The organism is Pseudomonas sp. C 49-2 (genome assembly GCF_003970195.1).
Lineage (GTDB): Bacteria > Pseudomonadota > Gammaproteobacteria > Pseudomonadales > Pseudomonadaceae > Aquipseudomonas > Aquipseudomonas canadensis.
Genome location: NZ_RXYG01000020.1, coordinates 23303 through 35550, shown reverse-complemented (window position 1 = coordinate 35550; position 12248 = coordinate 23303). Strand labels below are relative to the sequence as shown.

General features: G+C 58.8%; 10 protein-coding genes. 6 read left to right on the top strand and 4 right to left on the bottom strand.

Annotated features, from left to right (window positions below):
* Nucleotides 1-35: 35 nt before the first annotated feature.
* Both EJ576_RS26975 and EJ576_RS26970 read left to right on the top strand, forming a co-directional pair.
* Complete coding sequence (locus EJ576_RS26975; protein ID WP_122726143.1) at nt 36-779, top strand: hypothetical protein; 744 nt, start codon at nt 36-38, stop codon at nt 777-779.
* 49 nt (nt 780-828) lie between these two features.
* Nucleotides 829-2133, top strand: a complete 1305-nt coding sequence (locus EJ576_RS26970; protein WP_122726141.1) for a hypothetical protein — start codon at nt 829-831, stop codon at nt 2131-2133.
* Nucleotides 2134-2222: 89 nt separating this feature from the next.
* On the opposite strand, the gene EJ576_RS26965 is transcribed toward EJ576_RS26970, so the two are convergent.
* Nucleotides 2223-3548, bottom strand: coding sequence for a sigma-54 dependent transcriptional regulator (locus tag EJ576_RS26965; RefSeq protein ID WP_122726139.1), 1326 nt, complete (start codon nt 3546-3548; stop codon nt 2223-2225).
* A gap of 343 nt (nt 3549-3891) precedes the next feature.
* On the opposite strand from EJ576_RS26965, the gene EJ576_RS26960 reads away from it, so the two are divergent.
* Nucleotides 3892-4152 carry a hypothetical protein gene (locus tag EJ576_RS26960; protein WP_033897462.1) on the top strand — a complete coding sequence of 87 codons (261 nt, stop codon included), beginning with the start codon at nt 3892-3894 and terminating at the stop codon, nt 4150-4152.
* A gap of 66 nt (nt 4153-4218) precedes the next feature.
* On the opposite strand, the gene EJ576_RS26955 is transcribed toward EJ576_RS26960, so the two are convergent.
* Genes EJ576_RS26955 through gnd form a run of 3 tightly spaced genes read right to left on the bottom strand, consistent with a single transcriptional unit; the run spans nt 4219 to nt 7543 of the window.
* Nucleotides 4219-5043, bottom strand: a complete 825-nt coding sequence (locus EJ576_RS26955; protein WP_126571538.1) for an HAD family hydrolase — start codon at nt 5041-5043, stop codon at nt 4219-4221.
* The gene (zwf, locus tag EJ576_RS26950; protein WP_122726135.1) at nt 5040-6563 is read right to left on the bottom strand and encodes a glucose-6-phosphate dehydrogenase; all 1524 of its coding nucleotides are present in this window, start codon (nt 6561-6563) and stop codon (nt 5040-5042) included. Before zwf ends, EJ576_RS26955 begins: the two co-directional genes overlap by 4 nt.
* Nucleotides 6560-7543, bottom strand: a complete 984-nt coding sequence (gnd, locus tag EJ576_RS26945) for a phosphogluconate dehydrogenase (NAD(+)-dependent, decarboxylating) (RefSeq protein ID WP_021491799.1) — start codon at nt 7541-7543, stop codon at nt 6560-6562. Before gnd ends, zwf begins: the two co-directional genes overlap by 4 nt.
* A gap of 270 nt (nt 7544-7813) precedes the next feature.
* Between gnd and EJ576_RS29840 the strand changes: the two genes are divergently transcribed.
* From EJ576_RS29840 to EJ576_RS26935, 3 genes are all read left to right on the top strand, one after another.
* Nucleotides 7814-7993: a DUF6026 family protein gene (locus EJ576_RS29840; RefSeq protein WP_205032473.1), complete on the top strand. Its 180-nt coding sequence runs from the start codon at nt 7814-7816 to the stop codon at nt 7991-7993.
* A 160-nt stretch (nt 7994-8153) separates the two neighbouring features.
* A complete protein-coding gene (locus EJ576_RS26940) occupies nt 8154-9902 on the top strand; it encodes a phosphoethanolamine transferase CptA (protein WP_122726133.1) in 1749 nt (582 codons plus the stop codon).
* 114 nt (nt 9903-10016) lie between these two features.
* Nucleotides 10017-12245: a TonB-dependent siderophore receptor gene (locus EJ576_RS26935; protein ID WP_126571537.1), complete on the top strand. Its 2229-nt coding sequence runs from the start codon at nt 10017-10019 to the stop codon at nt 12243-12245.
* The last annotated feature ends 3 nt before the right edge of the window (nt 12246-12248 follow it).

Genomic DNA, 12248 nt, shown 5'->3' with positions numbered 1-12248 from the left:
GCGCAATAAGGGGCAGGACGCTCCAGGAGCAAAAGATGAACACTTTCCGTTGGCTGACGGTCTTGTGTCTGGCAGCCTCAATGCCCGCTTATGCTTCATCGGCATTCAAGCCGATCGAACTCAAGGACTCGGAAATGGCCGAGCTGCGCGGTCGTTATGTGATGCCGGGGCGGATTATCAGCTTCGGTATTGTCATGAGCAGCACCTGGACCAATGCCGTGGGTGACACCATTACTGGCAAGGCCAGCATGCAAGTCGACTCCTCCACCATCACCCCTCAATTTTACGTGCAGACCACCGGTTCGACAGGTACGGGCCCCCATCCGAACACTGGCACCGGTAACGTCAGCGGAGGCGCCGGCCTGGGCACCGGCACAGGCGTGACCCAAAGCGTGCGCGCTGCCGGCGACGGCAACACCGCCTACAACAATGTCGGCATTAACGTCACCGAGAACGGCTTCGCGCCCTCCAACACTGTGCAATCCGGAAAAGTACTGGTTGCCGGCGGCACCGTCACCGGTGACAGCGCCGCAGGCCGGGTGAGTGTTTCGGCCAACAATGGCGGCTTGCAGATGGCGATCCAGGGCAACCACAACCAAGGCAATAGCCTCCAGCAGATTGGCGGCGGGCAGGTGCTGCAAGGCACCGTATTGACGGGTGACAGAAACTTCGTCAGCAACATGACGCAACTCAATGTGGTGATGAATAACGGGCTGAACAACCCGGCATTGAATTGCAATCTGGATCAACTCAAAGGCCTACGCACTCTCGGTTATTGAACTACGCTGACCCTCGACACTTACGCATTAGAAAAGGACGGCTTATTTCATGCATCGATCGTTATCGCTACGTGCGGTGGTCTGTTTAAGTACGCTCTTGCCCGCATCCTTTCTGTATGCCGCGCCGGACGCCGATCTCGAGACTCTCAAACAGGAGCTTCTGGAACTCAAGCAGCGGTACGAAGTGCAGCAAAAAGCCTTGGCAGTATTGGAGCAACGGGTGCGTCAGGTGGAAGATCAACCGGCGGCCCCACCACCGAAACGCCTGGCCAAATCCCCAGCGGACTTCCAGAAAGCCAGCGGCGCCACCGTCGCCGGTACTGGCGCGGCAGCGGCATCCGGTGGTGCGGGCGGCGGCGGCAGTTCTTACGGCCAGTCGCTCAAGGATGATTCGGCGCCGGCGCAGAGCGTGAGCAACCTCTACAACGAAGCCAGCGGTTTCTTTGGCAACGGCAAGTTCAGCTTTGAAACCGGTATTACCTACGCGCGCTACGATGCACGCCAGCTCACGCTCAACGGTTTCCTGGCGCTGGACTCGATCTTCCTCGGCAATATCAACCTGGATCGAATCAAGGCTGATAACTGGACGCTTGACCTGACCGGTCGCTATAACGTCGACAACCGCTGGCAGTTCGACGTGAACGTGCCGGTGGTGTACCGCGAATCGACTTACCAGTCCGGCGGTGCGGGTAACAACGCCAACGCCACCTCGGAAGAGTCGGTGAGCCGCGACCCGACCATCGGCGACGTCAACTTCGGTGTGGCCTACAAGTTCCTCGACGAAACCCCCACCCTGCCGGATGCTGTGGTGTCGGTGCGCGTCAAAGCGCCGACGGGTAAAGAACCGTTCGGCATCAAGCTGGTGCGCTCAACCGCCAACGACAACCTATACGTGCCTGAAAACCTGCCGACGGGTAATGGAGTCTGGTCGATCACGCCGGGGATCTCGCTGGTCAAGACCTTCGACCCCGCCGTGCTGTTTGGCTCGTTCTCCTACACCCACAACTTCGAAGAGTCGTTCGACGACATCAGCAGTGACGTCAACCAGAAAGTCGGCGGCAAAGTCAGCCTGGGTGACAGCTTCCAACTGGGTGTCGGCGTGGCCTTTGCGCTGAACGAGAAGATGAGTATGTCGTTTTCGGTCTCCGACCTGATCCAGCGTAAAAGCAAGCTCAAGCCCAATGGCGGGGACTGGCAGTCGGTGGTGTCCAGCGATGCCAACGCCGGTTACTTCAACGTGGGCATGACGATTGCGGCGTCGGATAATCTGACGATTGTGCCGAACCTGGCGATCGGGATGACGGATGATGCGCCGGACTTTACGTTTAGTCTGAAATTCCCGTACTACTTCTAGTGGTGTGTTTGAGGGCCCCATCGCCGGCAGCCAAAAGGAAAAGCCCCGCAACGATAAGGGTCGTTGCGGGGCTTTTCGGTTTACCCGCCCTAGCGGATCTGGTGTTTGTGCAGCAACCGGTAGAACGTGGGCCGGGAAACCCCGAGGACACGCGCGGCAACACTCAGGTTGTCGCTGTGCCGGTTGAGCACGTCGCACAGCGCCTGGCGCTCGGCGCGGTGTTTATAGTCTTCCAGTGTAGCCATCGGCGGTGAAATTGCCTGTTGGCCGTGCAATCCCAGATCAACGGCTTCTATCTGCCGCCCTTCGGCCAGTACCAGGCCGCGACGTACGCGGTTGGCCAGCTCGCGGACGTTACCCGGCCAGGCGTGTTCACCCATTGCCACCAGCGCATCGTCGCTGAAGCTGCGCGGGCGACGGCCAGTCTCCTGGCTGTAGAACCGTGAAAAGTGATTGGCCAGCATCGCGACGTCGCCATGGCGATCACGCAACGGCGCCGTGACCACTTGCAGGACATTGAGGCGGTAGTACAGATCTTCGCGAAAGGTGCCCTTCTCTACCGCTGCCTCCAGGTCGACGTGAGTGGCCGCCAATACCCGCACATCCACGGGAATCGGTTGGCTGCCGCCGACGCGTTCAATTTGTTTCTCCTGCAGAAACCGCAGCAGATTGGCCTGCAACTCCATCGGTAAATCGCCGATTTCATCGAGGAACAACGTGCCACCGTTGGCGGCTTCGATACGCCCGACCTTACGCTGATGGGCGCCGGTAAATGCGCCCTTTTCATGCCCGAACAATTCGGATTGGATCAAGTGTTCAGGAATCGCCCCGCAATTGATCGCCACAAACGGCTTGGCGTGACGCTGGGATTGACGATGCAGGGTCTTGGCCACCAGTTCTTTGCCGGTGCCGCTGTCGCCGCGGATCAACACCGGAGATTCAGTGGGTGCGAGCTTGGACAATAACTTGCGCAGTTCGCGGATCGGTCGACTGTCCCCCAGCAACTCGTGCTCGGGCTCATCCACCGGCATATGGCCCTTGCCCCGCAGGCGTGCCATGCCGAACGCGCGGCCCAGGGTGACCTGCACACGGGCCACATCGAAGGGCAAGGTATGGAAATCGAAAAACCATTCGCAGACGAAGTCACCCACGTTCTGCAGGCGGAGCACGTCCTGGCTGAGTACGGCGATCCACTCAGTACCGCTGCGGCCGATCAGTTCCTTGACCGCTTCCGGACGCTCCAGGTGGTAGGGCTGCAGGCGCAGCAGCCCGACATCGCAGGATCGGTCGCCCACGGCCTCCAGCGTACAGCTGTCCACCTCCCACCCGGCGGTGCGCAAACCAGGCAATAGCCCATGGCAGTCGCCACAGGGGTCGACCACGAGCAAGCGGCGCTGCACAGGTGTAACGACCATGACTATTCCTTGGCGTCAAAATTGTTAAAGTTATTTAGAAACAACGGTTTGTGACGTCTGGCGCTAACACTAGCAAGGTCTTGACGCCGTCCTTGTACCGTTTCGCTATAAACCTCGGCAAAAAGCCATTTGTGCGTGTTTACGCAAAAAAAGTTACGCGACACCGAAACTTTCATTCAGCTTTCAAAACAGCCGCTTACATGACATTAATCACTAAACATCGAAAATAGTTGCTCTAACATGTGACCCGTACCCCGCCATCGTGCATCAGTACAAGTAACCCGCCGCACGGTCAGCCCAACCGCCGGCACTCACTTGAATGGGCAATGAGAGAGAACCCCACATGAACGCCCCGCTCCGCATCAACGAAGCTCTTTTGATCGCAGACCGTGCCTTCCAGCCCTTTCAGTGCGTGGCCTGGCATGACGGCAATGGCGCCCTCAGCCTGAGCGTCATCGACCGCACCAACAACCGTATCGGCAGCAAACAACTGTCTTCGAGCGCTTATACCGACCCGGCACAACTGGAAGACCTGCTGTTGCAGGCCCGCGCCGAACTCGATAAAAGTGGCTACCAGTTGCAATCCTGGGCGATGCCGAAGTAATCCGGCACTGTAACTTGCGCTTATCGGTTTAGATAAGCGCAAGTTCAGTGTTAGTCCGCGTAACGCTTATTGAGCGGCCAGAATAAACCGCTCGATTGCTTCTGCCGCGCCGTCATCGACATTACTGCCCGTTACCACGCTGGCCTGGCGCTTGACGGTTTCTTCCGCCTGGCCCATGGCAATCGACAACCCGGCGACATGAAACATGGCCGGGTCATTGCCGCCATCACCGATAGCCGCCGTCTGCTCCATCGGAACGCCAAGGTGCGCCGCCAAGGTCTGCAAGGCCTCGCCCTTGTTGGCCAGCATCGCCGTCACGTCCAGGTAAACCGGTTGCGAACGCGATACCTGAGCCAGCCCCTGCACCTTGGGCTGCAGCTGCGCTTCCAGCTCCACCAGCAATTGCGTGTTGTTGCTGGCCGCGACGATTTTGTCCACACGGTCCAGGTAGGGTTCGAAACTCTCTACCACAATCGGCCCATAGCCCAAGCCGTCGGCTTCGCGCTGCATCATCGGCCCTGGCGGGTCGCGGCGCAGCCAGTCACCGTCGGCAAACACCCAGACTTCCACATCCGGCTCTGCTGAAAACAGCGCCAGCGTGACCAGCGCCGCGTCAGCCGGCAGATGGTGGGCAACCAGAATGCTGCCATCCGGGTTGATCAAGGTGCCGCCATTAAAGCCTGCCACCGGGACATCAATACCGAATGTCTCGATCAGATGCAGCATGGCCTTGGGCGGCCGCCCACTGGCCAGGCTGAAAAACACCCCCGCCTCACGCAATGCACGAACAGCATCGATGGTGCGCTGGCTAAGCCTGTGATCCGGATGCAGCAAGGTGCCGTCCACATCACTGAGGATAAAACGGACGGGATGAATCGCCGCGTCACTCATCCGAGGCTATGCCAGGTACGGCCGTCACGGGCCAGCAAGGCGTCGGCGGCAGCTGGACCATCTTCACCGGCCTTGTAGGCCTGGATCCCGGCGTCTTCCTTCCATGCATCCAGGAATGGCTGCACCGCACGCCAGCCGTTCTCGATGTTGTCCGCACGCTGGAACAAGGTCTGGTCGCCGGTCATGCAGTCGTAGATCAGGGTTTCGTACCCCGTCGATGGCTGCATTTCGAAGAAGTCCTTGTAGGCAAAACCCAACTGGATATTGGCCATGTCCAGGGTCGGCCCAGGCTTTTTCGCCAACAGGTCAAACCACATGCCTTCATTAGGCTGGATCTGGATTTTCAGGTAGGTGGGCTTTAGCTCATCCACTTCGGTATCGCGAAATTGCGCGTAAGGGGCAGGCTTGAAGCAGATGACGATTTCGGTGTCACGCACACTCATGCGCTTGCCGGTGCGCAGGTAGAACGGCACACCGACCCAGCGCCAGTTGTCGATCATCACCTTGAGGGCGACGAAGGTTTCGGTGCTGCTGTCGGGCGCTACGTTGGCTTCTTCGCGGTAACCCGGCAGTTGCTTGCCACCGATTTCGCCGGCGGTGTACTGCCCGCGTACCGAGTTGGCCCGCGCATCTTCGAGGGACCAGGGGCGCACCGCGCCAATCACCTTGGCCTTTTCACCGCGTACGGCATCGGCGCCAAAGGCAGCGGGCGGCTCCATCGCCACCATCGCCAGCAACTGGAACAGGTGATTGGGCACCATGTCGCGCAGGGTGCCGGTCTTCTCGAAGAAGTTGCCACGGGTTTCAACGCCGACGGTTTCAGCGGCGGTGATTTGCACGTGGTCGATGTAATGATTGTTCCAGAACGCTTCGAACAGCACATTGGAGAAACGGCTGATCAGGATGTTCTGTACCGTTTCCTTGCCCAGGTAATGGTCGATGCGATAGATCTGCTTCTCGCTCATCACCTTGAGCAGGCTGGCATTCAGCGCCTCGGCGGTAGCCAGGTCTGAGCCGAAGGGCTTCTCGATGACCACGCGACGGAAGCTGTCGTCGGTTTCCGTCAGCAGGCCGGCACTGCCCAGGCGCTGTACTACGTCACTGAAGAAGCGCGGTGCAGTGGCCAGGTAGAACACGGCGTTGCCGGTGCCGCTGTCGGCGATTTTCTTGCCGATGTCCGCATAGGTGCTGTCGTCGAGGAAGTCGCCCTCGACGTAACTGATGCCTTTGGCCAATTGCGCCCACAACTGCGGGTCCAGGGCGTTTTCGCCATTGCCCTTGACCTTGCTCGCCGCTTCGGTGCGGATGAAGTCTTCGAGTTTCTTGGCGAAGTCGGCATCACTGATGGCGTTGTGATCAACGCCGACAATGCGCAGGCCATCGCCCAGAAGGCCATCCCGGCTGAGGTTGTACAGCGCCGGCATGAGCAGGCGCTTGACAAGATCACCATGGGCACCAAACAGAAACAGTGTGGTGGGCGGAGCAGGTTCGGCCTTGGGTTTCTTGCCGTTGGCGGTCATTTTTTGGAAGTCTCCACGTGGCCGCCGAAGCCGAAGCGCATGGCCGAGAGCATTTTGTCACCGTAGGTGCTTTGCTGGCGCGAGCGGAAGCGTGCGAACAGCGAGGTAGACAGTACTGGCACCGGCACGGCTTGTTCCATGGCGGCTTCGATGGTCCAGCGGCCTTCGCCACTGTCGGCCACGGAACCCGAGTAACCATCGAGTTTCGGATCGGTCGCCAGGGCATCCGCGGTCAGGTCGAGCAGCCAGGACGAAACCACGCTGCCACGGCGCCAGACTTCTGCGATATCGGCCACATTCAGGTCGAAGCGCTGGTCTTCCGGCAGGTTCTCCGAGTTCTTGGTCTTGAGGATGTCAAAACCTTCGGCAAACGCCTGCATCATCCCGTACTCGATGCCATTGTGGATCATCTTGACGAAGTGCCCGGAACCCGCAGGACCGGCATGGATATAGCCCTGCTCGGCGCGCGGGTCAGCGCTGTCTGAACGGTCCTTGGTACGCGGAATGTTGCCCAGGCCCGGGGCCAGGCTCTTGAAGATCGGGTCGAGGCGCTGCACGGTCTCGGCGTCGCCACCGATCATCATGCAGTAGCCACGCTCCAAGCCCCAGACACCGCCGGAGGTGCCGACATCGACATAGTGCAGGCCTTTTTCCGCCAGGGCCTTGGCCCGGCGGACGTCGTCCTTATAGTTGGTGTTGCCGCCGTCGATGATTGCGTCACCGTCTTCCAGCAGCGTGCTCAATTCATTGATGGTGTCTTCGGTCGGTGCGCCGGCTGGCAGCATCACCCACACGGTGCGCGGCTTTTGCAGCCCGGCCACCAGGGCCTTGAGGTCGGCAACGCCGGTGGCGCCCTCTTCGCTCAGGCCTTTTACAAAGGCTTCGTTACGGTCGTAAACAACGGTGGTATGCCCATTGAGCATCAGGCGCCGTGCAATATTCCCGCCCATGCGGCCTAGTCCGATAATCCCCAGTTGCATGTGCTGATGCTCCTAACTACTAAAAAAATGTGTGCATAGTTTATAGCGCAATGAGGCTAATGAGGGTTAGTCCAGAGCGGATCCCTGTAGTTTCATGACAAAAAAGTAGCCATCAATTGAGCATCACGGTACAAAAAGTCACACGACCATCAAAAATAAAAAAGTTCCATTGCTCGCAAAAAGAATTCAGAATTAGCCTGACTGCTGCCGAGAACCTCGACTCAAGCGTTCTGGCACACCGCGACACACCGGCTATTTGCGAGGTAAGCAATGAGCACTGCACAGATGACCCGTCCTCCACAGACCCTCTACGTCTCCATCCGACGCGACGAGTTGCGCCAGTTGAAAGACGAACGCGAACAGTTGCAGCAGGAAGTCCTGCGCCTGCGTTCGCATATCATCCAGGCTCAGTTGGACCAGCCTTCCAGCGCCCAGCCTGCCCTCTGCTAAGCCCGGTCATCACTTTGTAAGATAACGGCTACGAAAATCTCACAAAGTTTTCACATGCACCTCCCGATACTCCCGCCCGAAGGGCCGCCCCATGCAAGGGCGGCCTCTGTTGCGTGCACCTCTGCGCGTCAACTGAAAAATTATCGGGTTGGAGCGCTGGATGGCGATGTTCAAACGCAGCACTACGTCTGCGAAAGGCTTTGATTGGGCCGGTCTTGGTTGGCTTTTTCTGTTCTTCTGGTACTTCTCGGGTATTACCCAACTGCTGATCCAACTGACCGGGACCTCCGGTTTCAGTGGCTTTCGCCAAGCCTTCTTCATGAGCGCCCTGTGGCTGGCGCCCATGTTGCTGTTCCCGCGACGTACACGCCTGCTCGCCGCGCTGATCGGCGTCGTGTTGTGGGCGTGTTCCATGGCCAGCCTGGGTTATTTCTTCATCTACCAGCAGGAATTTTCCCAAAGCGTCATCTTCATCATGTTCGAGTCGAACATCTCGGAAGCCGGTGAATACGCCACCCAGTATTTTGCCTGGTGGATCGTGCTGGCGTTCATCGCTCACACCGCCTTCGCTGTATTCCTCTGGACCCGTTTGCGCCCGGTCTATCTGCCTCGCGGTCAGTCGATGCTGGCTGCAGCGGCCATTGTGCTGGCTGTGGTGGGTTATCCGCTGGTCAAGCAGATCGCCACCAGCGACAACATGGAACAGGCCATCGATCGTTTCGAAACCCGCATCGAGCCTGCTGTGCCATGGCAGATGATTGTTGCCTATCGCCGCTACACCGAACAACTGGACAACATGCAAGGCATGCTGACCAGTGCCAGCCAGATCCCGCCCCTGAACAACCTCAAGGACAGCATGGCCGGCCAGCCATCTACATTGGTCTTGGTGATCGGCGAATCCACCAACCGCCAGCGTATGAGCCTCTACGGCTACCCGCGCAACACCACGCCGGAACTGGACAAGCTGCGCGACCAACTGGCTGTGTTCGACAATGTCATCACTCCGCGCCCCTACACCATCGAAGCGTTGCAACAGGTGCTGACCTTCGCCGACGAAGAAAATCCGGATCTGTACCTCAAGACCCCGTCGATTGTCAGCGTGATGAAGCAGGCCGGCTACAAGACCTACTGGATCACCAACCAGCAGACCATGACCAAACGCAACACCATGCTCACGACCTTTTCCGAACAGGCCGACGAGCAGGTGTACCTGAACAACAACCGCAACCAGAACGCACGCCAGTACGACGGTGACGTACTCGCCCCCTTCTCCAAGGCGCTGGCTGACCCCACCGAACGCAAGTTCATCGTGGTGCACCTCTTGGGCACTCACATGAGCTACCAGTACCGCTATCCGCCGACCTTCGACAAATTCACTGATCGCCAAGGCGTACCTGAAGGCGTCAGCGATGCGCAGTTGCCGACCTACAACAGCTACGACAATGCGGTGCTGTACAACGACTTTGTGGTGTCTAGCCTGATCAAGGACTACGCCAAGACCGACCCCAATGGTTTCCTGTTGTACCTGTCGGACCATGGCGAAGACGTCTTCGACTCCGCCGGCCACAGCACCTTGGGACGCAACGAAGGCAAGCCGACGGCGCCGATGTACACCATCCCGTTCATGGCCTACGCCTCCCCCAAATGGCGCGAAACCCACGATTGGAGTTTTGCCGGCGACCTGCAGCGCCCGTACAGCAGCTCCCAACTGATCCACACCTGGGCCGACCTGGCGGGCCTGAGTTTTGATGAGTGGGACCGTAGCAAGAGCCTGGTCAGCGACAGCTTCAAGCCTCGCCCCTTGATGATCGGCAACCCCTACGAGCGTCAACAGAAAGGCCTGATCGACTTCAGCCTGATCAAACCGAAAAAGAACACCACCGAAGTGGTACTTCAAGAGCCCTTGTAACAGAAAGATAACAATCATTCTCGTTTAGCCCTAAAGTTCCTCGCCTCCTTTCGTCTTTGAGCCAAGGCCTTCTCTTACTGAGAAGGCTGCAAAGACGACAAGGAGTCTTCCGCGATGTTCGCGCCCTTCACCCGTTCCATGACGTTCACCCTCGGCCTCTTCAGCGTGGTCGTAAGCCCGGATCTTCTGGCTGAAACCGACCCCGAAAACAAAGCCCTCGAACTCGGCGCCACCAGCATCACCGCCGAAGGCCTGGGTGCCACCACCGAGCACACCGGGGCCTACACCACCAGCTCCATGAGCACCGCCACCCGGCTGAACCTGTCGGTCAAAGACACCCCGCAATCGATCTCGGTGATCACTCGCCAGCAGATGGATGATTTCAATCTCAATACACTCACCGATGCTCTGCGCCAGACCACCGGGGTGACGGTCCAACACCTGGATTCGGACCGCGCCGGCTACTCGTCGCGCGGCTACTCCATCAACAATTTCCAGGTGGATGGCATGCTCAATACCTTTGGGCGCATGAAGTCCGACTCCGACACCATCATCTACGACCGTATCGAAGTAGTACGCGGTGCGACCGGCCTGACCACGGGTGCGGGCGATCCCTCGGCCACGGTCAACATGATCCGCAAGCGCCCGACGTCACAGTGGCAAGCCAAGGCCGGCGTGAGCGGTGCCAGCCATGACAACTACTACAGCTATCTGGATGTGGGCGGCCCGCTGGCATTTGACGGACGCCTGCGCGGACGCACGGTGATGGCTTACCGCGACAGCCAATCCTTTCGCGATAATTACGCCCTGCAAAGGGAAGTCGGCTACGGCATTCTCGAGGCCGATCTGACAGACGATACCGTGGTAGCCGTGGGCTTCGATTATCAGAACAAACATGTGCAGGGCACCTCATGGGGCACACTGCCCTATTGGAACAGCGATGGCGGCAAGGCTCGCTTGTCGCGCTCCGCCAATATGGCCACCGACTGGAGTTCCTGGCCGCTCAAGGACAAGACCACCTTTGCCTCCCTTGACCACAAACTGTCCGAGAACTGGCGCCTGAAAGCAGCCTATACACACCGGCAGAGCGACACCGACGGCAAGGTCTATTACGGCGGCGCGGGCTTCCCGAATCCGGACGGCAGCGGCATGACCGCCTGGACCAACCAGATGGTCGGCACATCAAAGATGGATGCCGTGGACTTCAACCTCGCTGGCGCCTACACACTGCTGGGCCGCGAGCATGAATTGATGGTCGGGTATGGGGAGTCGGAGCAGAGGGATTCATCGCCCTACCAGCGTTACAGCACACCCGAAGGCTACGAAACCATCCCTGACTGGCAACACATGGGCGGTATCGTCAAGTTCCCGGACCGGACCACCGGGCTCAAGGGTCCACACTCAAGCAAACAACAAAAAGCCGGGTACCTGGCCACTCGACTGAGCCTGACCGACAAGCTGCACGCGATATTGGGCAGCCGGTATGGCAGCTGGGAAATCGAAAGTACCCCTGTTGACTACGACGCCAATTACCAGCGCATCCCCCAACCCAAAACCCGCCAGACCCACAACGACATGTTGACGCCCTACGCCGGGCTACTCTACGACCTGACGCCGCAATACACGGTGTACGCCAGCTACACCGATATTTTCAACCCGCAGGACGAACGCGACGCCAGCAAGAAATACCTGGAACCGGTGGTGGGCAGCAACTATGAAATCGGCCTCAAGGGCAGCCTGCTGAACGAGCGATTGAACCTGGCCGCCGCGTACTTCTGGAGCACCCAGGATAACGTCGCCGAACTCGACAACGCCGCCCCGCCCGACCCGGTCACCCGCGAGCAGTTCTACAAATCCGGTGGCAAAGGCAACAAGGTGCAGGGCTTTGAGGTCGAGGTGTCAGGCGAAGTGATGCCCGACTGGAACCTTACCGCAGGCTACACCTACACCCACTCGCTCAACGGCGATAAGCAACGAAACAACACCGACCAGCCGATGAACCTGCTGAAGATGTCGACAGCCTATCGCTTGCCCGGTGAGTGGCGTGGGTTGACGGTGGGAGGCGCAGTCAATTGGCAAAGCGAGTTCTACGCATTCGCCGGGCGTCCAACGGGTGGCCGTAATCAGGACGGTGACCTCATCACCACTCCGACCAAGATCACCCAGCAGGCCTACACCGTGGTCAACCTGATGTCGCGCTACCAGTTCGACGAATATGTTTCGGCATCACTTAACGTCAACAATCTATTTGATAAAAAATATTACGAACGCGTCGGTTTCTATAATGGCGTGTATTGGGGCGACCCGCGTTCGATCACGCTGGCATTGGACTGGAAGCTGTAAGGC